At 37.9% G+C, this 22,296-nt stretch carries 23 protein-coding genes; 15 read left to right on the top strand and 8 right to left on the bottom strand.

The window, feature by feature from the left end:
- Positions 1-921 precede the first annotated feature (921 nt).
- The 9 genes from MOK21_RS05180 to MOK21_RS05140 all read left to right on the top strand — a co-directional run bounded on the left by MOK21_RS05180 (position 922) and on the right by MOK21_RS05140 (position 9,386).
- Positions 922-1,944, top strand: a complete 1,023-nt coding sequence (locus MOK21_RS05180; protein WP_249072895.1) for a glyceraldehyde-3-phosphate dehydrogenase — start codon at positions 922-924, stop codon at positions 1,942-1,944.
- A 251-nt stretch (positions 1,945-2,195) separates the two neighbouring features.
- Positions 2,196-2,666 carry a transcriptional regulator NrdR gene (gene nrdR / locus MOK21_RS05175; RefSeq protein WP_049667519.1) on the top strand — a complete coding sequence of 157 codons (471 nt, stop codon included), beginning with the start codon at positions 2,196-2,198 and terminating at the stop codon, positions 2,664-2,666.
- Between the two features lie 17 nt (positions 2,667-2,683).
- Positions 2,684-4,051 (top strand): replication initiation and membrane attachment family protein, encoded by a 1,368-nt coding sequence (locus tag MOK21_RS05170; RefSeq protein WP_249072894.1) that lies wholly within the window; start codon positions 2,684-2,686, stop codon positions 4,049-4,051.
- Between the two features lie 24 nt (positions 4,052-4,075).
- A complete protein-coding gene (dnaI, locus tag MOK21_RS05165; protein WP_249073034.1) occupies positions 4,076-5,005 on the top strand; it encodes a primosomal protein DnaI in 930 nt (309 codons plus the stop codon).
- Positions 5,006-5,454: 449 nt separating this feature from the next.
- Positions 5,455-7,386 (top strand): threonine--tRNA ligase, encoded by a 1,932-nt coding sequence (thrS, locus tag MOK21_RS05160; protein WP_249072893.1) that lies wholly within the window; start codon positions 5,455-5,457, stop codon positions 7,384-7,386.
- A gap of 487 nt (positions 7,387-7,873) precedes the next feature.
- Positions 7,874-8,377, top strand: a complete 504-nt coding sequence (gene infC, locus MOK21_RS05155; protein WP_012295602.1) for a translation initiation factor IF-3 — start codon at positions 7,874-7,876, stop codon at positions 8,375-8,377.
- A gap of 31 nt (positions 8,378-8,408) precedes the next feature.
- Positions 8,409-8,609 carry a 50S ribosomal protein L35 gene (gene rpmI / locus MOK21_RS05150; RefSeq protein WP_004226312.1) on the top strand — a complete coding sequence of 67 codons (201 nt, stop codon included), beginning with the start codon at positions 8,409-8,411 and terminating at the stop codon, positions 8,607-8,609.
- 57 nt (positions 8,610-8,666) lie between these two features.
- Positions 8,667-9,026 carry a 50S ribosomal protein L20 gene (gene rplT / locus MOK21_RS05145; protein ID WP_249072892.1) on the top strand — a complete coding sequence of 120 codons (360 nt, stop codon included), beginning with the start codon at positions 8,667-8,669 and terminating at the stop codon, positions 9,024-9,026.
- Positions 9,027-9,122: 96 nt separating this feature from the next.
- Positions 9,123-9,386 (top strand): DUF1294 domain-containing protein, encoded by a 264-nt coding sequence (locus tag MOK21_RS05140; protein ID WP_249072891.1) that lies wholly within the window; start codon positions 9,123-9,125, stop codon positions 9,384-9,386.
- 98 nt (positions 9,387-9,484) lie between these two features.
- On the opposite strand, the gene MOK21_RS05135 is transcribed toward MOK21_RS05140, so the two are convergent.
- Positions 9,485-9,880: a sigma-w pathway protein ysdB gene (locus tag MOK21_RS05135; protein WP_100544877.1), complete on the bottom strand. Its 396-nt coding sequence runs from the start codon at positions 9,878-9,880 to the stop codon at positions 9,485-9,487.
- Between the two features lie 103 nt (positions 9,881-9,983).
- Between MOK21_RS05135 and MOK21_RS05130 the strand changes: the two genes are divergently transcribed.
- Both MOK21_RS05130 and MOK21_RS05125 read left to right on the top strand, forming a co-directional pair.
- Entirely contained in the window at positions 9,984-10,469 is a 486-nt protein-coding gene (locus MOK21_RS05130; RefSeq protein WP_249072890.1) for a dUTP diphosphatase, read from the top strand.
- 94 nt (positions 10,470-10,563) lie between these two features.
- Positions 10,564-11,652, top strand: a complete 1,089-nt coding sequence (locus tag MOK21_RS05125; RefSeq protein ID WP_249072889.1) for a M42 family metallopeptidase — start codon at positions 10,564-10,566, stop codon at positions 11,650-11,652.
- A gap of 127 nt (positions 11,653-11,779) precedes the next feature.
- Here the strand turns inward: MOK21_RS05125 and MOK21_RS05120 are convergent, their stop codons facing one another.
- Both MOK21_RS05120 and MOK21_RS05115 read right to left on the bottom strand, forming a co-directional pair.
- Entirely contained in the window at positions 11,780-12,775 is a 996-nt protein-coding gene (locus MOK21_RS05120; RefSeq protein WP_249072888.1) for a serine hydrolase domain-containing protein, read from the bottom strand.
- 13 nt (positions 12,776-12,788) lie between these two features.
- Positions 12,789-13,247 (bottom strand): MarR family winged helix-turn-helix transcriptional regulator, encoded by a 459-nt coding sequence (locus MOK21_RS05115; RefSeq protein WP_249072887.1) that lies wholly within the window; start codon positions 13,245-13,247, stop codon positions 12,789-12,791.
- Between the two features lie 238 nt (positions 13,248-13,485).
- Here MOK21_RS05115 and argF point away from each other — a divergent pair, with 238 nt between their 5' ends.
- Positions 13,486-14,451, top strand: a complete 966-nt coding sequence (gene argF / locus MOK21_RS05110) for an ornithine carbamoyltransferase (RefSeq protein WP_249072886.1) — start codon at positions 13,486-13,488, stop codon at positions 14,449-14,451.
- Between the two features lie 412 nt (positions 14,452-14,863).
- On the opposite strand, the gene MOK21_RS05105 is transcribed toward argF, so the two are convergent.
- Both MOK21_RS05105 and sspI read right to left on the bottom strand, forming a co-directional pair.
- Positions 14,864-16,243, bottom strand: coding sequence for an FAD-binding oxidoreductase (locus tag MOK21_RS05105; RefSeq protein WP_249072885.1), 1,380 nt, complete (start codon positions 16,241-16,243; stop codon positions 14,864-14,866).
- Positions 16,244-16,321: 78 nt separating this feature from the next.
- Positions 16,322-16,531, bottom strand: a complete 210-nt coding sequence (sspI, locus tag MOK21_RS05100) for a small acid-soluble spore protein SspI (RefSeq protein ID WP_249072884.1) — start codon at positions 16,529-16,531, stop codon at positions 16,322-16,324.
- Positions 16,532-16,767: 236 nt separating this feature from the next.
- Here sspI and MOK21_RS05095 point away from each other — a divergent pair, with 236 nt between their 5' ends.
- The 3 genes from MOK21_RS05095 (at position 16,768) to MOK21_RS05085 (ending at position 20,117) form a co-directional block, all read left to right on the top strand.
- The gene (locus MOK21_RS05095) at positions 16,768-17,283 is read left to right on the top strand and encodes a sigma-70 family RNA polymerase sigma factor (protein WP_249072883.1); all 516 of its coding nucleotides are present in this window, start codon (positions 16,768-16,770) and stop codon (positions 17,281-17,283) included.
- Between the two features lie 448 nt (positions 17,284-17,731).
- Complete coding sequence (locus MOK21_RS05090) at positions 17,732-19,894, top strand: bifunctional diguanylate cyclase/phosphodiesterase (RefSeq protein WP_249072882.1); 2,163 nt, start codon at positions 17,732-17,734, stop codon at positions 19,892-19,894.
- 55 nt (positions 19,895-19,949) lie between these two features.
- The gene (locus MOK21_RS05085; RefSeq protein ID WP_249072881.1) at positions 19,950-20,117 is read left to right on the top strand and encodes a hypothetical protein; all 168 of its coding nucleotides are present in this window, start codon (positions 19,950-19,952) and stop codon (positions 20,115-20,117) included.
- A gap of 89 nt (positions 20,118-20,206) precedes the next feature.
- On the opposite strand, the gene MOK21_RS05080 is transcribed toward MOK21_RS05085, so the two are convergent.
- The 3 genes from MOK21_RS05080 to MOK21_RS05070 all read right to left on the bottom strand — a co-directional run bounded on the left by MOK21_RS05080 (position 20,207) and on the right by MOK21_RS05070 (position 22,145).
- The gene (locus tag MOK21_RS05080; protein WP_249072880.1) at positions 20,207-20,398 is read right to left on the bottom strand and encodes a small, acid-soluble spore protein, H family; all 192 of its coding nucleotides are present in this window, start codon (positions 20,396-20,398) and stop codon (positions 20,207-20,209) included.
- 12 nt (positions 20,399-20,410) lie between these two features.
- Positions 20,411-20,572, bottom strand: coding sequence for a YfhD family protein (locus MOK21_RS05075; RefSeq protein ID WP_249072879.1), 162 nt, complete (start codon positions 20,570-20,572; stop codon positions 20,411-20,413).
- 157 nt (positions 20,573-20,729) lie between these two features.
- Positions 20,730-22,145 (bottom strand): LysM peptidoglycan-binding domain-containing protein, encoded by a 1,416-nt coding sequence (locus MOK21_RS05070; RefSeq protein ID WP_249072878.1) that lies wholly within the window; start codon positions 22,143-22,145, stop codon positions 20,730-20,732.
- Between the last annotated feature and the right edge of the window lie 151 nt (positions 22,146-22,296).

The raw sequence follows: 22,296 nt of genomic DNA, 5'->3' as shown, positions 1-22,296 counted from the left end.
TTTGCGCGAAAGCGTAGTGCAACGTAGCGGCAGCAGAGGGTTTTGTTTGTGCGAAAGCGTAGCGACAGCAACAGCACCGATGTTGGTCACGAAGGCGTTATCACAGGATGTGATGATTTTAGCCTTCGTTCCTCTATTGCTGATCCCCAAGGAGTCACCCAGCCTCCACTCCAATCAACTTATCTCATGACATACGTTTTAAACAAAATGGCATCCAACTTTTTAGTTTGAGAAGGGCCTTTTCAGGAGTTATCGCCCAACTTTTAAATTTTATCTACCAACTTTCACGTTTTATCTACCAACTTCTGAATTTTATCGACCAACTTTCACGTTTTATCACCTAACTTTTAATTTTTATCGACATCCACCTTCCGAAGAGCAAAAAGGATTCACACACAAAACTGTGCGTGAATCCCTTTACTTTATCATATAGCGTTCATTCTTAATTGCACAAATTGGAGTGGAAGGCTACTCCCGTGGGAAAGCGAGACAGGCGAGACCCTGTGGCCAACATGATGTTGGTCACGAAGGCATTGTCACAGGACATGACGCACTTAGCCTTCGTTCTTTTAGCGGAGGAAGCGGCTCGACGCTCGCCCGCAGGAAGCCTTGCTCTGTGCGAAATCAACAAAGCGAGTAGCCTGGAACGGAAATCACCCTTTAAAGAGCCACACTATTCACTGAGACATCTTTGCCAATTTTGTTTTTCATAACCATGGATGTGTAGAAAGAACACTTTGCTATGCATTTTTTTGTGATTTTATACCATAATAAGGACTAATTTAGGCGATTTTATTTTTCAGAAAATAAGAACTTTAATAATATGAGTATATAATGTTCATCTTTTTTAAAATTGTGTTATACTAATCACCATAAAGTATATAATTAATATGAGTACGTACTCACAGGAGGATTTTATAAATGACAGTATCAGTTGCTATTAATGGTTTCGGACGTATCGGACGTATGGTTTTCCGCCAAGCAATCGTGCAAGAAGGTTTAAATATCGTTGCAATAAATGCTAGCTATCCAGCTGAAACGTTAGCACATTTGATTAAGTATGACACAAATCACGGAACATTCGAAGGTTCAGTGGAACCCGCAGGCGATGCTTTAATTGTAAATGGTAAACGTGTTCAAATTATTAGCGAACGTGACCCATTAAAATTACCATGGGCAACAATGGGTGTAGATATCGTTATTGAAGCAACTGGTAAATTTAATGATCGTGAAAAAGCAGCAATGCACTTAGAAGCAGGAGCAAAGAAAGTTATCTTAACAGCACCAGGTAAAAACGAGGACGTAACAATTGTTTTAGGTGTAAACGATGAGAAACTTGATATCGCAAAACATGATGTTATTTCAAATGCTTCTTGTACAACAAACTGCTTAGCACCAGTTGCCAAAGTATTAAATGATACATTTGGGATCGAAAGCGGATTAATGACGACAGTTCACGCTTATACAAATGACCAAAAGAATTTAGACAATCCACATAAAGATTTACGTCGTGCACGTGGTTGCGCACAATCAATCATTCCAACATCTACAGGTGCTGCAAAAGCATTAAAATTAGTGTTACCTGAATTAGAAGGCAAAATTCATGGTATGGCACTTCGTGTTCCAACACCAAACGTATCATTAGTTGACCTAGTAGTTGATTTAAATACAGACGTAACAGTAGATTCTATCAATGCTGCATTTGTGAAGGCTGCTACTGAAGGTCCAATGGAAGGTATCTTAAACTTCTCAGTTGAACCTCTAGTATCTTCTGATTACAATACAACAACTTACTCTTCAACAGTAGATGGACTTTCTACAATGGTAATGGGTAACCGTAAAGTGAAAGTACTTGCTTGGTACGACAATGAGTGGGGCTATTCTGCACGTGTAGTTGATCTTGTGAAAAAAGTGGCAAAAGCTTTAGAAACAGTTAATGCATAATAATAATTAGACTGAGCACATTGAAATCCAAGTGGTTTCAATGTGCTTTTTTGATAGCTAGGATCAATTATGCCTCGGCATAATTGCATCCGGAATCGGCTTTGTTCTGTACCTTAATTTAGAATCTATGCTTGTACTTTAGCCTTTCAAGGTTTATCATGAGCACACTAGCGTCAATGCACTTTTCTTACACATAGGAAATTTGTTATAATAGAGATATTAAATTGTTGTGAAATCAGGAGAGTAATTATATGAGATGTCCATCTTGTCAATTTAACGGAACGCGTGTTGTGGATTCGAGGCCAGTTGATGATAATAAAGAAATTCGTAGACGTCGTGAATGTGAGTCATGTGGCTTCCGCTTCACAACGTTTGAAAAAATTGAAGAGACACCTTTAGTTGTTGTGAAAAAAGAAGGTTCACGAGAAGAATTTAGCCGTGAAAAGGTACTTCGTGGACTTATTCGTGCTTGCGAAAAACGCCCTGTTTCTCTTGAAGTACTTGAAGGGTTAGTAATGTCTATTGAAAAAGATCTTCGCCGCATTGGGAATTCTGAAGTTCGATCCGAGGACGTAGGAGAAATGGTAATGGATCGCTTAGCGAAAATCGATGAGGTTGCTTATGTACGCTTTGCCTCGGTTTATCGTCAATTTAAGGATATCAATGTCTTTATTGAAGAGATTAAAGAAATTATCCAACGTCAGACAGAGCAGAAATTATAGGAAAACAGAGAGGGTGAATGACGTTGATCCATTTGTATAAGGAATTGCAGCCAGCTGATTCTTTTGACATTCGTCTACCTCATGCACTTTCTACGCAGGAACGTCAATTAGTAACGCTTTTTTATCAGCCTTTAATTGGAGCGGAACCAATCAGCCTGTATTTAACACTATGGGCAGAAGCTGAACAAATGCCAAAGCAGCAAATGACACATTATTATTTAATGAATGTGCTAGGGCTTCCTATTGGCAAAATATTTGAGGCACGTATTGCGCTTGAAGCAATTGGACTGTTACGTACATGGAAAAAGGAAGATACTGACCAACGTAGTTTTTTATATGAGCTGATGCGTCCACTTGATGCAGATAGCTTTATGAAAGACCCACTGCTCTCGATGTTTTTATTTAGTAAAATTGGAGAGCAAGCTTATCGGAAATTACGTCAGCGTTTTATTCCAACTGCAAGAGATGCAGAATTTAAAGATGTATCACGTGCTTTTATAGATGTATTTAAGCCTGTAAGTACAAAGATTCCGGCTGATTTACAAGCCGATACTAGTCGTAAGGATACTCAGCAAAAAGTATATCCGTTTTATTTTGACCAGTTTGACTTTGAACTGCTGCAAGCGGGCTTATCAGAACAACTAGTGCCGGCAAGCTTACTAACATTTGAGGTACGTGAATCAATCGCAAAGTTAGCCTTTTTGTATCACTTAACTGCGCTTGATATGCAAAAAGTAGTGATTCTAGCTTTAGATGATGACCTTGGTATTTCATTGGAACGTTTACGTAAGGCCGCTGCAGATTTTTATAAACTAACGGTATCAAAAGAACCACCTAAGCTTACTAGAGTGAGTGAGCCGTCATCTAAAGAGGAATCAGGCCAAAAAACAAAGGACCAGGAGCTTCAGCAATATCTAGAGAAGACTCCCCCAGTGCAAGTACTGCGAGATATTAATAATGGCAAAGAGCCTCTACAGACGTCCGTGCAGCTTGCTGAGAGCTTAATTGTTCAGCATGGAATGCCTGTAGGTGTTGTTAATGCTCTTTTGGAATATGTCATGCTAACAACTGATATGAAGTTACCTAAAAAATATGTGGAAACGATCGCGGATCATTGGGTACGTAAAAATATTCAAACAGCCAAAGAAGCCATGGAACTAGCTCGCCAAGAGCATGATAAGTACACTACGTGGAAAAATAAGCCTCAAACACCGAGGAAAAGTAATCAAAGTGCTAGAGGGCGTTCAGGAAATCAGCGGGAAGAAAAGGTACCTGAATGGTTTTACAAACGTAACGAGCAACAAGAAGAAAACACTTCAAGCACGATGGATTTTGAACGAGAGCGTCAAAAAATATTGGAAATGCTAGGGAAGAGTGATGAATAAGGAGGGTGAACGACAATCGAACCAATTAATGGACCATTAAAAAGAGCAGTTAATGTACCATCATTTCAAGAACGTTACGAAGCGATGCGTCGAGAAATTTTAGAAAACCCTCGTGTGCAAGAATTTTTAGCAGAGCATGCAGATGAGTTAAGCTATGATTCAATTGAACGTAATTTACCGAAACTTCATGAGTTTATTAGTCAATCTACTGTCTGCTGTGGTTGTGGCAATACAGAAAGTTGTACAAACTACTTAAAAGGTTTTTTACCTACTTTGCGTGTAGTGCGGAGCACCGTTGAAATTGATTATGTACGATGTGAGCAAAAAATGCGTGAGGATGAACGTCGTGATGTAGCCAATATGATTGCGAGTATGCATATGCCGAAGGATGTGCTACGAGCGACTATTCAAGATTTACTTATTGACGATGAATCTCGTGTCATGATTGCTCAAAAAGCAGCACAATTTGTGAAGGCAACAGTGGAAACAGGCAAGCTTCCTGCAAAAGGTTATTATTTATACGGTAAATTTGGTGTAGGGAAATCCTTTGTACTTGGAGCACTTGCGAATGAATTAGCATCTATCAAAATTCGTTCTGTAGTCGTTTTCGTGCCTGAATTTTTACGAGAAATGAAAAATGCAATTGGCGATAATACGTTGAATGAAAAAATAGATTATGTGAAAAAGGCACCAGTGCTAATGCTCGATGATTTAGGAGCCGAGACAATGACTGCTTGGACACGAGACGAGATTCTGGGGACTATTTTCCATTACCGCATGGCGGAGCAATTGCCAACATTCATTACATCTAATTTTAATTATGATGAATTGGAGCATCATTTAGCACAGTCGCAAAAAGGTGACATTGAAGTCGTGAAGGCTGGACGTATTATGGAACGTGTTAAAGCTTTGACAGAGCCAATTGAAATGTGTGGTAAAAATCGCCGTATGTAATATTGACAGTTGCATTTTGCGACAATCGAGCGTATACTGTCACATATATTAAAAATCAAAATGCATTGATGAGGACATGAATTTTGTGTAACGGCTTTTAGAGAGGGAAGTCATTGGCTGTAAGCTTCCTAGTTCGAGCACACTATTTACTACCTGCTGAGCAGCGAAAGGGATAATCTTTCGCCGGTCCCTAGCCCGTTAGCTAGCCTTGAGCTTCGTCTGACTATAAAACGTCGGAAGGAAGAAGGGTGGAACCACGAGCATACGCTTCGTCCCTTTCGTAGGGACGGGGCTTTTTTTATTTTCGTTCAGTGGAAAATAGTGGTTAGATGAATGCGGATGTAGTTTCTTTTTAGTAGGTGTCCAATACCTACGATAAAAGTGGGGATTCCGGAGATTCTTGACCTTCAATCATGCATCACAACAAGACTAGAAGGAGTGCAAACAAAATGTCAGATATGATTAAATTAACTTTCCCAGATGGCGCTGTAAAGGAATTTGTAAAAGGTACATCTACTGATGACGTAGCATTATCAATTAGCCCAGGACTTCGTAAAAAGGCATATGCAGGTAAAGTAAATGGTGCCTTGGTCGATTTAAAAACACCAATTGAAGAGGATGCTACAATCTCAATTATTACTCAGGATGATGAGGAAGCACTGGAGATCTTACGTCACTCTACTGCACACTTAACAGCACAAGCGATTAAACGTTTATTCCCTGATGTTAAACTTGGTATTGGTCCAGTGATTGAAGGTGGCTTCTACTACGATATTGATGCACCAACTCCAATCACTGCTGAAGACCTACCGGCAATCGAAAAAGAAATGAAAAAAATTATCGCTGAAAACCTAGAGATCGAGCGCAAAAATGTTAGCCGTGCAGATGCACAAGCGATCTATGAAGAAATTGGCGATGAATATAAATTAGAATTACTAGAAGCCATCCCAGAAGATGAGCAAGTTTCTATTTACTATCAAGGTGAATTCTTCGACCTTTGCCGAGGTATTCACGCACCATCGACTGGCAAGCTTCGCGAGTTCAAACTTCTTTCATTAGCTGGCGCTTACTGGAGAGGTAACTCAGATAACAAAATGCTACAACGTATTTATGGTACAGCATTCTTTAAAAAAGAAGATTTAAAACATCACCTACAAATGCTTGAAGAAGCAAAAGAACGTGATCACCGTAAAATCGGTAAGGAACTTGATTTATTTACAACTTCTCAAAAAGTTGGTCAAGGCTTACCGTTATGGCTACCATATGGTGCAACAATCCGTCGTGTTATTGAACGCTATATTGTAGATAAAGAATTATCTCTTGGTTATAAGCATGTTTATACACCAGTACTTGGCTCTAAAGAGCTGTACCAAACTTCTGGGCACTGGGATCATTACCAAGATTCTATTTTCCCACCAATGGAAATGGACAATGAAACATTAATTATGCGTCCGATGAACTGCCCTCACCATATGATGGTGTACAAAAACAGCATGCATTCATATCGTAATTTACCATTACGTATTGCGGAGCTTGGTACAATGCACCGTTACGAAATGTCAGGTGCTGTTTCAGGTTTACAACGTGTACGTGGGATGACTTTAAACGATGCACATCTCTTTGTTCGTCCAGACCAAATTAAAGTGGAATTCCAAAAAGTAGTTCAGCTAATTTTAGAAGTGTACAAAGACTTCGATTTAAATGATTACTCATTCCGTTTATCTTACCGTGACCCAGCTGATACTGAGAAATACTTCGACGACGATGCAATGTGGGAAAAAGCACAAAGTATGTTAAAAGAAGCAATGGATGAACTTGGCTTAGATTACTTCGAGGCAGAAGGTGAAGCTGCATTCTACGGTCCTAAACTTGACGTACAAGTAAAAACTGCAATTGGTAAAGAAGAAACTCTATCAACAGTACAGCTTGACTTCTTATTACCAGAGCGCTTTGACTTAACTTATGTAGGAGAAGATGGTAAACCACATCGTCCAGTTGTTATTCACCGTGGTGTCGTATCAACAATGGAACGCTTCGTTGCCTTCTTAATCGAAGAGTACAAAGGTGCATTCCCAACATGGTTAGCACCAGTACAAGTTGAAGTTATTCCAGTTTCAAACGAAGCACACTTCGATTATGCAAAACAAATTGAAGAGCAATTGACAGCAGCGGGCTTACGTGTTGAAATGGATGACCGTGAAGAAAAACTAGGCTACAAAATCCGTGAAGCACAAATGAAAAAAATCCCGTATATGCTTGTTATCGGAGACAAAGAAGTAGAGGCTGGTGGCGTAAACGTACGTCGCTACGGCTCAAAAGATTCAGAAACAATCAGCTTCCAAGACTTCTTAGCTAACATCAAAGCAGAAATTACAAAATAATTTTAACTTCTAATGTTGGGAAGGTACTTGTTAATACGAATACCATTTATATAAATTGATTGAAGTGAAGGCTGGACGCCCCAGGAAGCTCTGCTCTGCGGCCCAGCCGAAACGGAAATCAACGACGTTATAATGGTTAAATTAAAACTTTTTAGGTTACTTTATTAATAATAAGCTAAAAAAACATTTGACAGCTTATAAAAGTACATGCTAATATAGTTAAGGTTAATGAATACAAAGTTTGTGGTTGAAGTAGAGGCTGCCCGCTTCTCACCTGATACAACGCTCTTAGGCTGTGAACAGGTATGACACGTTGAATTGTTTTGCGCAGACTTGCGCATGCACATATAGCGGGCGGACATCTTCAAAAGTGTCCGTCCTTTTTTTATGGACATGACAAGAGGATGTACCGTTCAACCGGGCAAGGCTTTGCCCAAACCATGTATTCGCGACAACTACTTGGAGGTGGATTACTATTAGCAAAGACATGTATGTAAACGAAGGCATTCGCGCACGTGAACTTCGATTAATCGATCACAATGGTGACCAGCTTGGTGTAAAGACACGTAACGAAGCGCTAGAAATCGCCGCTCGTGTAAACTTGGATCTTGTCCTTGTGGCCCCTCAAGCCAAGCCGCCAGTCGCTCGTATCATGGACTATGGTAAATTTAAGTTTGAACAGCAAAAGAAAGACCGCGAAATTCGTAAAAATCAAAAGGTCATCGTAATGAAAGAGGTTCGTTTGAGCCCAACAATCGATGAGCATGATTTCCAAACGAAGCTACGTAATGCGATTAAATTCCTTGAAAAAGGCGATAAAGTTAAATGTAGCTTACGTTTCAAAGGTCGTGCGATTACACACAAAGACATTGGTCAACGTGTTTTAGATCGTTTTGCTGAAGCTTGTGCTGAAGTATCGACGGTTGAACAAAAACCGAAGATGGAAGGCCGAAGCATGTTCTTAGTTCTTCAACCAAAGAACGAGAAATAATATTAGACGAACAGTTTAGGAGGAATTCGACATGCCAAAAATGAAAACTCACCGTGGAGCTGCGAAACGTTTCAAAAAAACGGGTTCAGGTAAATTAAAATATGACCGTGCTTATGGAAGCCACTTATTCGCAAACAAATCTACGAAACAAAAACGTCACCTACGTAAAGCAAACATCGTATCATCTGGTGACTTCAAACGCATCAAATCATTACTTGTTTACATGAAATAATTTGACTACACAAAATACTAACATTCATTTTTAAATGAAAAGCAGGAGGTAATTCATATGCCACGCGTAAAAGGCGGAACAGTGACGCGCAAACGTCGTAAAAAAGTTTTAAAATTAGCTAAAGGTTACTTTGGTTCTAAACATACATTATATAAAGTTGCTAACCAAGCAGTGATGAAGTCAGGTCAATATGCATACCGTGACCGTCGTCAGAAAAAACGTGATTTCCGTAAATTATGGATCACTCGTATCAACGCAGCTGCTCGCATGAACGGTCTTTCATACAGCCGTTTAATGCACGGTTTAAAAGTTGCTGGTATCGAAGTTAACCGTAAAATGTTAGCTGACCTAGCTGTAACTGATGCAGCAGCATTCACTCAATTAGCTGAATCTGCTAAAAAAGCTGTTGCTAAATAATAAAGCAAAATAATGCTTTCAAAGGACTGATGGATTTATCCGTCAGTCTTTTTTGTGTTAGAGTAGTAGTAAATAAAACATATTAAGGAGTACGCAATGGGACAAGCAATATTAGCTTATATGGCGATAGTTTCTATAGTCTTGCTCATTATGATGGGCATGGATAAATCAAAAGCAAAAAAGCATGAATGGCGTATTGCAGAACGTACGTTATTTACACTAGCAATTGCAGGAGGTGCAGTAGGTGGGGTGCTAGGAATGTATTTATTCCGTCATAAAACACGCCATAATAGCTTTGCATTTGGCTTCCCACTGCTAGCAGCTATTCAAATTTTTATCTTAGTACAATTATGGCGATAAAATTAGAAAACATTCCTATAAAACTTTAAAATGTTCCGATAAATCACGAAAACATTCCGATAAAATTAAAAAATGTTCCGATATATAAAAACACATCCTCATTCTGAGGATGTGTTGCGCATAAGCTTTTCAATGGGCTGCTTCCAATTTATTTTTGCGCTCGGATAGTTCAACAGGATTTCTTGCTGTAGGTATTCAAAGTCTCTTTTCGTAAAACCTTGTAGTGTGGCGGCGTCACGGGCACCAACAAAAATCGTCACAACTTCGAAGGCATCTTCAGTCGTGCCAAGGTATTTTTCACCTTCGAAAAGAGCACCCTTATAAGAGATAAAGAAATTTTTTCGGACATTTTTGACGTCATCATAAAAATAATATTGGCCTTTTTCATAGGCTTCATCAAGTTTTCGCTTAGGATCGGTTATATAACGAATCGCTTTATAAAATACATAGATAATAAGCGCAATAACAGCAAGACGAATAAGTAACGGCAACATTTTTAATTTCCCCCTTGAAGAAAGGTTATTCCTTCCTATACGATTGTAAGGGACAATTAGTTTCACTTTTAACAAATATTTTTAAGAAATTTAGGAGAAAAAAATGAATTTACAACAATTGTTTAAAATGCAAAAAGAGCTTGATGATTTCATCGAGAAAACACAAAATATAGAACATGATGTATTTAAGGAAAAAGGTTTAGCTTTAATGGTAGAGTTAGCAGAACTAGCAAATGAGACACGTTGCTTCAAGTTTTGGAGCACAAAGGGAGCTTCAGATCGTGATGTGATTTTAGAGGAATATGTGGATTCGATTCATTTTATTTTATCACTTGGCCTATTAAAAGGTTATACAGCGATAGAAAAATGGCCCGTGATTGAAGAAAAGAGAAATTTAACAGAGACATTTTTAATGACACAAGACTATATTTTAAGTTTTATTAGTCAACCAACAGAGGATAGATATTTAGCAATCTGGCAATGCTATGGATTACTTGCGTTCAATTTAGGCTTTTCATTTGAGGATGTTGTTGCAGCATATATAGAGAAAAATGAAGAAAATTATAATCGTCAGCGTTCAGGGTATTAAAGTGAGAAATACACCAATTTTCTGACGATTTAGCTAGGAATATTTCGGTAAACGAAGTATAATAGAGGAGATACAAGAGTCAGGAGGCAAAAAAATGACACAGCTAGATCCAACATTACAAATGTTTAAAGATTTAACAGATGCGAATGGTATTGCGGGTAATGAACGTGCACCACGCGAGGTCATGAAAAAATACATTGGACCATACGCAGACTTAGTTGAAACAGATAATTTAGGTAGCGTCATTGCTAAAAAAGTTGGCGATGAAAACGGTCCAAAAATCATGGTTGCAGGCCACTTAGATGAAGTAGGCTTCATGGTTACTCAAATCGATGACAAAGGGTTCATCAAATTCCAAACTGTAGGTGGCTGGTGGAGCCAAGTTATGCTTGCGCAGCGTGTCACAATTACAACACGTAAAGGCGATGAAATTATTGGGGTTATTGGTTCAAAGCCACCTCATATTTTACCAGCAGATGTGCGCAACAAAGTGGTAGACATTAAAGATATGTTTATCGACGTTGGTGCGGCTTCAAAAGATGAAGTACTTGAATGGGGCGTACGTCCTGGCGATATGGTAACACCATATTTCGAATTTAATGTGATGAAAAATGAAAAATACTTATTAGCAAAAGCATGGGATAACCGTATTGGTTGTGCAATTGCCATTGATGTGATGAAAGCATTGCAACATGAAAAGCATCCTAACATCCTTTATTCTGTAGGGAATGTTCAAGAGGAAGTAGGGCTTCGTGGTGCGAAAACGGCTACGCATAAAATCCAACCTGATATTGGCTTTGCTGTCGATGTAGGTGTAGCAGGAGACACACCAGGGGTAACTGCAAAAGAATCAACTAGTAAAATGGGTGCTGGTCCACAAATTGTTGTGTACGATGCATCAATGGTGTCACACCGTGGTTTACGTGAATTCGTATTAGATGTGGCTGATGAGCACAATATTCCATATCAATTCGAGGCAATGGCTGGTGGCGGTACAGACGCTGGCTCTATCCACGTAACGGCAAACGGTATACCAGCACTATCAATCGGTATCGCAACACGCTACATCCACTCACATGCAGGTATTTTACATCGTGATGATTATGATAACGCTGTAAAATTAATGGTGGAAGTTATAAAAAAATTAGACCGTGATGCAGTCAATAAAATTATTTTTGACTAAGCATATTATAATTGAAACAGCCCTCAAACTAATGCTTGAGGGCTGTTTATTTCTTTGTCGATAAATTTAAAAAGTTAGGCGATAAATTCAAAATTTACATCGATAATTTAATAATACTATAAAGTATCTATCTAACCTGTAAAAGCTGCAATATATCCTTCCCAATTTGCCCAGGGTTTGCCGCCAATATTGGAGAGCGATAATTTGATAAAACAACGACACCTGTTTGTTGTGTTTTATCGAATCCTAGATAACTAGAGAAAGCTTTTGTCGAACCGTTATGCCAGATGATATTGTCCTCAAGAAGCCATCCTAGACCAATCCCTATATTGTCTGAAAAGGTTTCAGTAGCTTGATGTGTTAATGTATAACCTGGATTTTCATCACGTAAATGTACTTTCATAAATTTTAACAGATCATTGACAGTTGAACGGACTGCGCCTGCTGCCATAAAGTCATTCATTTGGAGCGGTGGCTTTTTATGTCCAAGCATCGTGTATCCTTGCAAGACGGCCTGTGCTTGATCAGAAGGGATAGAGATAAATGTATTTGGCATATCTAAAGGATCTGTTAATCTTTGTTTGATAGCTGTTTCATAATCTGTGTGAAGTGTTTCGGCTAAAATATATCCTAAAAGCCCCATCCCTACATTAGAATATCTGAATTTAACCTTTGGCTCGTCTGTGTGCGTTTTAAAGTAATGTATAGTCTCATTCAGTGAATATTGACAAAAAGGATCACGAGGTGTTTGTGCATCAAAAAGATTGTAAATGTTCTTTAGCACACCTATTCCCGGTAGTCCAGATGTATGGTTTGCTAAACGTTTGAGTGTGACAGGGTGATTATCAGAAATGGCTGTAAAGTATTTACCGATCGAATCCTCTACATGGACTTGTCCTTCCTGAATCATCTCGCCTAATATGGACGTAGTAAAAACTTTAGAAATCGATCCAATTTCATATATATAAGATTTTTCTTCCTGCCTAAAATTCGAGCCACCAAAAGTAAAAGTAGCTTGTTGATCTTGATGCATGATACCGATGGATAAAGCAACATTAGGACGAGTTTTTATATAGGGATAAGCAATTTTAAATATGTCCTTTTTTAAAGCGTGTAAATCCACAATAATTCCTCCATTAAGAACGCTTATTTTTTTTCTGCTCTTCTAAAACAATAGAATGTAATTTCGAAAGTATGTCCTTTAATTGGGACAAGTCCTCTCTATTGAGCCTTGTATAATATTTATAAATAATAGCAAGTTCAATTTCCTCTTGCTTTTGAAAATAAAGATATCCTCGTTCATCTAACTCTATAATAACTTCTCTACGATCCTTTTTACTCATTGTTCTTTTTATATAACTTTCTTGCTCCAGTCTATTGACTAATTGACTAACTGCACTCGCAGATGTCCCCATTAACTTGGCTAATTCATAAGTTTGAAGGGGACCTTTCGAATGAAGAAGATTTAAAAATACTGTTTGTTTCGCAGTTAACGTCTCGTCGAACACCGATGAAAATTCTTCGGTTAACATTAAATTGGTTTCATATTCAACTTGATTAATCTCCTTAATAAGATGTACCAATTCCTTATCCATATATTTTACCACCTAAATAATTAATATATATTAATTATAAATATGTATTAATAATAATGCAATTTTCTTAACTATGCGATTGTCGTTAAAATATGCATAAATATTCGAATGTTCGAATATTAGACACATCGGATGGAAAAATTCTAATTTTTAAAAATAAACATAAAAATTCAGTTGATTTTATATTTATACATTTGGTATACTAATCCCAACAGCAACGAAACAAGGAGTGAAGGTTATGAAATTGCTCGAAGAAGTACAGTTAAAGTTAGTAACTAGCTTAAAAGATAAGGACTTATTAACCTTGTTAGACTATACAAGTGAAGAGGTTCAGCAGTTAGTTGAGTTAGCGGCACAGCTCAAAATGATTACGAAAGAAGGAAAGTGTCCGAAGTTATTAGAAGGTAAGACACTCGGCATGATTTTTGAAAAACATTCAACTCGTACTCGTATTTCATTTGAGGTCGGTATGAACCAATTGGGCGGAAAAGGTATGTTTATGCATGCACGTGATTTACAGATTGGTCGCGGTGAATCTGTTTATGATACAGCACATGTGTTATCGGGCTATTTAGATGGCATTATGATTCGAGCGAATTCTCATGCAATGGTGAAGGAGCTTGCAGAGCATGCATCTATACCAGTTATAAATGGACTAACGGATATCTATCACCCATGCCAAGCTTTAGCGGATTTAGAAACAATCTTTGAAAATAAAGGTGAACTAAAAGGACTAAAAATTGCTTATGTTGGAGATGGCAACAACGTAGCGCACTCATTAGTAGTCGCTTCTGCTCATGTAGGAATGAATGTGGCAGTGGCAACTCCAGTTGGCTATGAATGTGATACAGAAGTGATCGAAAAAGCACAGGCTATCGCAGCAGCAAATGGCAGCACAATTATCATCACAAATGATCCTATAGAAGCGGTGTTAAACGCGGACGTAGTATACGCTGATGTATGGACGTCTATGGGGCAAGAAGAGGAAACTGCAAAACGTTTACAAGATTTTGCCGGTTATCAAATTAATGATGAGCTTGTTGCATATGCAAAACCAAATTATATGTTCTTGCACTGTTTACCAGCTCATCGTGAAGAAGAAGTCGCGTCATCTGTTATTGATGGCCCGAATTCTTATATCTTTGAGCAAGCAGAAAACAGACTACATGCACAAAAAGCAGTGCTAGCTTCAATTCTAGCTTAAGCATACGAAAATAGACACCAAGCTTTATGCTTCTTTAGTTTGTGAGAAACTATAGAGAGAGTTCATATTGGCAACAGGGGGTGTCAATATGAATACCATAACAGTGGTTGCAGACGGAGGGATGTAAGCCACGCGTGATGTCTGTTATCAGGATGGATAACCGCATCGCTACATAATCAAGTAACCTGGGGGACGCTAGGTTACTTTTTTCTTGTTGCACTGCTTTTGTAGGTATTATATTTATTCACATACATTCCATTTCAACGGATTATGGCGTAGGGCTACCCCTAAATCTGTACTTAGAATCTAAAGAATTTTATAAGGGAGATAAACTTGTAAAAAGTTTTCGCTATGATTTATAAAAATAAACCCATTGATATTGGACATCAACGGGTTTTCTATGTTTGAAGGTTTACATGGTGAAAATTTTCCCTGGATTCATAATATTAAGTGGATCAAGTGCTGCCTTTATGCTCTTCATTACTAATAGAGATGTTCCATGCTCTGTAGACTGATATTTCATTTTTCCAATACCTACTCCATGTTCACCAGTACAAGTGCCACCACGCAGCAAAGCAAATTGCACAATATGTTCATTGAAGCGGTTAGCTTTTGCTTGCTCCTCGGCATCGTTTGGATCTAACATTAACAAGGCATGGAAGTTACCGTCTCCGACATGACCTACAATTCCGCCAGCAAGACCAACATCCTCAAGCTGTTCACGAGCATATAAAACGGATTCAGCAAGCATAGATATCGGCACACAAACATCAGTCGACATCAGTTTTTTGCCCGGATAGGCATGGATATATGCATAGGCTAATGAATGGCGTGCTTCCCAGAGCTTATTACGTGCCGCAGTGTCTTGTTCAAATTCAACAGAAAGACAGCTAAAGTCCTCAAAAATTGCTCTAGCAAATTCTATATCGGCATGCATACCTGCTTCATTTCCGTGAAATTCTAAAAATAGTGTTGGCTTTTCATCATAGGATGCTTCATTATAAATATTTGCTTGTTTGATAGAGGCTTCATCGACCAGTTCAACACGGCCAATTGAAATGCCCGCTTGTAGCAAAGCGGTTACTGCACTGACAGCATCGCCAACTGTCGCAAAAACTGCACGTCCCGCCGTTACAAATTCGGGTATACCATAGACCTGTAAAGTTAATTCTGTAAAGCAACCTAGCGTACCCTCAGAGCCAATGAAAAGTCCATTCAAGTGATAACCAGAAGAGGACTTTGCTGCTAAATTACCGGTGTGAATGACCGAACCGTCTGCGAGTACAACCTCTAAATCTCGTACTTGATCGCGCATAACACCATAGCGCACTGCAGTTGTCCCGCTGGCATTAGTCGCTGCCATTCCACCAAGTGTAGCATCAGCACCAGGGTCAACTGTGAATTGAAGTCCATGTTTTTTTAACTCTTTATTCAATTGGGCACGTGTAACACCTGGTTGTACTTTCACAAGCAGGTCTTCTGGTCGAATTTCTAAAATAGTATTCATTTCAGAGAAATCGATAGAAATGCCATTTGCAATGGGAATTGCATTTCCTTCCAAGCTTGAGCCAACACCAAAAGGTACGACTGGTACGCGTTCCGCATGCGCAATTTTCAAGATGGCACTGACATCGGCCGTGGAACGAGGAAAGGCAACGATATCTGGTAAGCTCATTGTATGATGAGATTCGTCTCTTCCATGTAGCTGTCGCACCGTTTCGTTTGTTGACACCTGTTCTTCAGATAAAACTCTTTTTAGTTGATTTACTATTAATTCTACAGCAACAGTCATTCCAATTCCTCCTAATTTTCTGATGAATTAAACTTTATCATGCATTAATTGGAAATGGAATGAATTGACTATAAAAAATTAGTGCGCAAAGGCTTGTTCAAGCTTTTGTACAAATGCATCCTGCTCAGTAGGACTAGATTGCTGCCACCATTTTTCGAAAAACACACCAAGCCCTGGTAGTAAATGCTCTTCACCACGACTAATTGCATCCTCGACAATATCCTTAAATTCAGCCGCTGATTGACCATGTACGTTTGTCGTAATCGCATCTCTTATTTGAAAATTCATCTATTTCGCCTCCTTAGTAGTAATTTGTCCAACCTTTTAAGAAATATGTATAGAATGACAGTCAAAACATATGATTTTTAAAATGTCATACTGTTGTAATGTATAAATATAAAAAAAGGCTTATAAAAAATTTTTCATCATATAGACAAAAGGTCTGTTCGACAGCCTCAAAGTATCAATACTAAGATAGAGGCACCTAGGAATAACGGACTGTGCACAGTCGATAGGACAATAGCATGGATAGTAAACTAAAGTTATCACCTGAACAACCATTTGACGAAGTTTTAGAATTAGTCCAGCCGATGATCACATCAATTATAGTAAAGTGCCACATTTATAAGGATTTTGAGTATTATCGTCATATCGCATCCATAGCTGTGTGGGAGGCTTGGTGTAAAGCTGATCAAACAAAAGGGCAGTTTTCTGCTTATATTTATACAACCGTTAAAGGGAAAATTTTAAAAGAGCTCTCAAAGGAAAAGAGCTTTGAAAATAATAATACGCCTATGGATAATGACGCGATCAATTATATTCGAGAACATGAAATGAGTGAAAGAACTCCAGTTCTTACAGCGTGTATTATGTCTTATTTAAAAGTTGAAGAAAGAAAAATATTATTACTTTTTTATGTAGAAGGTTATAGTTACTTGGAAATTGCAAAAGAACTAGGTTTATCTGTGGACGCAGTTAAAAAAAGACGCACAAGAATAATGAATAAGCTTCGCCACTTGTTAAATTCGAACGACGAATAGTGCTAACAAGATCAAAGGTATGCTAATATCAAAACCGAATATTGGCATACCTTATCAATTATGACTCGGCATAATTGCGTCCGGGATCGGTTTTTGTGCTTAGGGCTGCGGATGTTTTTTGCGCGAAAGCGAAGCGTCAGCAGCGGATATTTTTTCGCGAAAGCGAAGCGCCAGCAGTACGACGCAGGTCTGTTAGCCGTTATATCGCATGGATGCGATGATCTTAGTCCACCATCCTCTAATAACTCATTTCCGGTTCAGTGACGTCAGCCTTCCTTTAGCGGATGTGGACACCCACTAAAAGAAGTTATAATTGCTTACAAAATCCAATAAAAATGCTATGATTTGTAAGAAGTCAAAGAAAAATACAATTTTTAATTTTATATCTCCTTTGGATAGATAATATTACCTATCTAATTTCGATATATTTTGGTACGGAGGGTTTCTGTTGGAGAATAGGATGAATCAATTAGAGATAGAAAAGAAAGAGATTTTGTATATAGTATTGCCGCTTTTACTAGTGTTGCCACTATTAGGATTAAGCAATTTAATATTTGGTACTTTTAAGGAAGAAAGCTATATTTGTTTGAATTTAATAATACAAGTACTAATTATTGTATTTACAATGGCAATTGCTATTCAATCTTGGCTCGTTTTTTCACACTTATTATCAAATCAAACATTATACATAGGTAATTTATTTTTTATCGTCGCTTTATTCGAAATCGTGAATTTGGTTATCACTCAATATCCAAAGGCTGAAACGCAAAATTTGGAAATGTGGTTGCATTTAATCATGCGTTTCTGCTTATCAATCGGTTTTCTCTTTATTATTTTAAAGCCTACAAAGCGCTTAACAATGAATGATCGGATCTATACATATGGCAGTTCCTTATTATTTGTAGTATTGACCCTTGTTCTATTGTATATCTCTTCGAAATATTTTTTCTTTGAAAAACAATTGTTGTTTAAAGTTAGCGCTATTGTTCATTTGCTGTCTGCTGTCTTACAAGGTGTAACGATAGTGGTTTTAAATAAGTATAAAAAAAAGTTGCCCAAACGGGTTATGTGGCTTAATAGTGCAGCCATTTATTTGATTATTAGTGATATTTTATTTGCGGTCATCAAAGACGAGCAATCTATTTGGAGCTTTTCAGCATTAATTTATCAATTTTTAGCATTCTACTTTTTACTAAAAGCAATTTACTATACAACTGTTGAAAAACCATATCAGCAACTTTTAAAAATAAAGAGTGATCTTGAGCAATCGCAGCAAGAACTTCAGTTTCAAGCTTATCACGATGATATTACAAAGCTTCCAAATGAACACTTATTACTAAAAACTTTAAAAGAGGAATTACATGACAATAGTCGTCAAAAAGCAATCATTGCAATTGAAATTGATCGCCTTACTGCGATTCGTTCATCTATCGGTATTAGCTATTCTAATACAATGATGAAGCTCGTAGCTGATAGAATTCAAGCTATATTACCACCTCATTATTTTGCGACAAAGCTACATGAGGGGCAGTTCATTATTTATATTAATCATGTGAAGACAAGAGAAGAGTTGCTACAGTTTTGTTTGAATTTGAAGTGTGCTATGAAAAAGCCATTACAAGTACAACTTTTTTCTCTCAACGGGAATCTGAATATTGGTGTTGCCCTGCATGAAGAAGATTGCTCAGGTGAAGAGCTTTTAATGCATGCTCAGTTAGCGATGAGGGAAGCGAGTCAAATCCCTCAAAGAGTTCTTTTTTATAAGCCATATATGTCAAATGGTATTGCTGATCGTATATTGATTGAGCAAGAGCTCCATAAAGCGTTAGCCAATGAAGAATTTTATTTGGATTTTCAGCCTCAAGTAAATTTAAAAACGGGTAAAATTGAATCGGTAGAAGCGCTAGTGCGTTGGCGTCATCCAACCCGTGGATTTGTCTCACCTGAGTTGTTTATCCCGATTGCTGAAGAATCAGGTCTTATTATTCCTTTAGGGAAATGGATCTTAGAGACGGCGTGCTCACAAGCAAAGACATGGAAGGAGCAAGGTTTACCTCCAATGAAGGTTGCCGTCAATTTATCAATTGGACAACTATTCCAGCAAGATTTAGTCCAGATGGTCAAAGAGATCCTACAACGTACAAATTTAGAACCAAAATATTTACAATTAGAAATTACGGAAAGTATGACGATGAACATTGATCAAATAACACAGCTACTTCATGAATTAAAGGAAATTGGTATCCAAATTGCTGTTGATGACTTTGGGACAGGGTATTCGTCGATTTCATATTTGAAAGACTTTCCGATTGATTGTTTAAAAATTGACCGGGCGTTCGTCCGAAATATACAGCATAATTCAAATGATGAAGCGCTAGTTTCTATGATTTTATCCATGGCGAAGCATTTAAGATTAAAGGTTGTTGCCGAAGGAATTGAAGAAGTGGAGCAGCTAGCTTTCCTTATTGAGGGTGATTGCGATTATATTCAGGGTTATTTATTTAGCAAACCGATTTCTGCTGAAGAGATTTCCAATACCTTTAACGAGTTAAACAATAGAGCAAGAGATATTTTAAAAGAGATTAAATATGAAGAGGATTTTATTATTTAATAAGGCAAAAGAGACGGATAGAAAAGCCGAAGCGACCGAAAGAAGGGTCAAAATCGTGGATAGAACAGCTGAAATCGCGGATAGAACCGAAATCGTGGATAGAGCAGGCAAAATCGTGGATAGAACAGTCAAAATCGTGGATAGAGCAGCTGAAATCGTGGATAGAACAGCCAAAATCATGGATAGAACCATCAAAGTGACTCGTTTTGCAGAAGAGATTTAATATGTCCGCCATAATAGTTAAAATCTGCTTACTTCATCACTGAAATAAGCAGATTTTTGTTTGATGATAAAATTGGGATAATTCCCGTTTTAATGTACGAGGTACTCTTCTTTTAATTCTCCTATGTCCACCTCGGATCGTTCTTCTAAAGAACGACGTAAATGGACAGTTGCTGTTTTACCATCTTCATGAAGTTTGTCAATCCAAATAGATACGCCATTATAACTTACTTCATATTCTTTTGGTGAGGCGACAATTTCTTGTGCACGTGTATAATCCACTTGAAGGCCCCCTTATTTTTTTGTTTTGCCTTCTTTAGTGACTGAATTAATCATGTTCATAAACTCTTGAGAAAATTCTTCACTAACTTTGTCAGGCGCAATTTTTTGGTTTTTTGGTGTTTGTGGCAATGACCCTTTGTTGGCGCTTTGACCTTGCTTATTGTCTCTTCCCATGTTTAGCGTCTCCTTTCGTTTTGATATTACTTAATATGGCTTTGAATTGATTTTTTATCATGGGAAAAACTAGGGAAAGGTAAGAATATATTGTAGAAATGTTTAGAACTTTTTGGGTTAATAGATCAGTCTTAAATGCGCATACTAAACAGACCTTTTATAATGAAACCTTTTTAATGGAAAAATCATTATTTAATAGTGCCCAGTTTTGTGGGAAAGGAAAACCTAACGCCCAATAGCTAATACCTCGGAGTTTATATTCCTTTGTCATATCAAACTTAGCTTGTGCACTTCTCGCATCTTCAAACCATACCTCATGATTTCTACCTTTTTCATCGACATAACGGAAATACGGTGACTGTGCGGTCCTATCATATTGAATGGTTGCGCCATATTTTATTGCTCGGTTAAGGGCTTCTTGAGAGCTGAATGTTTCTGCCTCCTGACCTTTAACATGCGGTAGCAGCCAATCGCGAGCATAAATTTCAAAGCCTAAAAATATTTTGTTAGCTGGCATAACAGATAATGCATATTCCACAACTTTTCTCATTTCGTTAATGGGTGAAATGGCTTGTGGTGGACCAAGTCGGTATCCCCATTCATATGTCATTAAAATGACAAAGTCTGCAATTCTTCCGTGCGCTTCATAATCATGTGCCTCATATAGAGTTCCTACCTGCGTTAAGCTCGTTTTTGGCGCAAGTGCCGTTGATACTAGGAATCCTTTTGGATGTAGACGATCAACAGCTAATTGGAGGAATGTGTTGTAATTCTCCCGATCTGCTGGAAGAACATTTTCAAAATCCACGTTTAGAACTTTATAGCCCTTTTCCTGCATCACTTGTAAAGTGTTGTTGATCACCTTTTCCCGTAATTCTGCACTAGATAAAATAACATGTGATAAGTTGGAACCTGCTTCTGTGGAAGAGAAGTTCGTAAGGGTCAACATAGGAGTAATGTTTTTAGCAACAGCTGCATCGATCATTTCTTTATCCTTTATTGGCTGAAGTGTTCCGTCCTCCTTCACCATATAAGCAAAGGGGCTAAAATAAGTTAATAGATGACCAATCGCTTTAATGGACGCCACGGCTTCTTTAGGTTCTTGATACGTATAAGCATTTACTTCAATGGAAGGCTTTGCTCTCGGAATAATCAAATGTGTACCAACATAAATCATATTTGGATTTGGAATTTCATTTTCTACAACAATTGCTTGCACAGTCGTTCCATATTGCGTGGCAATTTGCGATAGAGTTTCTCCTGGTAGCACAATATGTGTGGTTGGTGGAATAATTAGTTTAGTTCCAGGTGTTAAAACATCTGGATTTGTTAAATGGTTTTCTGTAATAATCGATTGCATAGTCACCCCGTATTGCTGGGAGATCGACCATAAGGTGTCACCCCCTTTTACAATATGAGTTGTGTAAGGAGAAGGAATAACGATGGATTGTCCGATTACTAATTGATCTGGATTAGATAATGCATTTAACTGGATGATGGAATTGATAGGAATAGAATAGCTGTTTGCAATTTGCCAAAGCGTTTCACCAGCGCTCACCACATGAATAATCATTAGGACACCTCCTTAGTGGTTTCAATATAGCATCATATGTATGAATAAAGAGAATGAGCATTTATCTTTCATTTTTTACATGATAAAAATTTCAATCTTCATATTCTTTCCAAGTGATCTGCATAGGATAAAACATATGCAATGCATCATT

The sequence above is a fragment of the Lysinibacillus sp. BPa_S21 genome (assembly GCF_023337795.1).
Lineage (GTDB): Bacteria > Bacillota > Bacilli > Bacillales_A > Planococcaceae > Lysinibacillus.
Note: the sequence above shows the minus strand (reverse complement) of the source record. Positions and strands in the feature narration are given on the sequence as shown.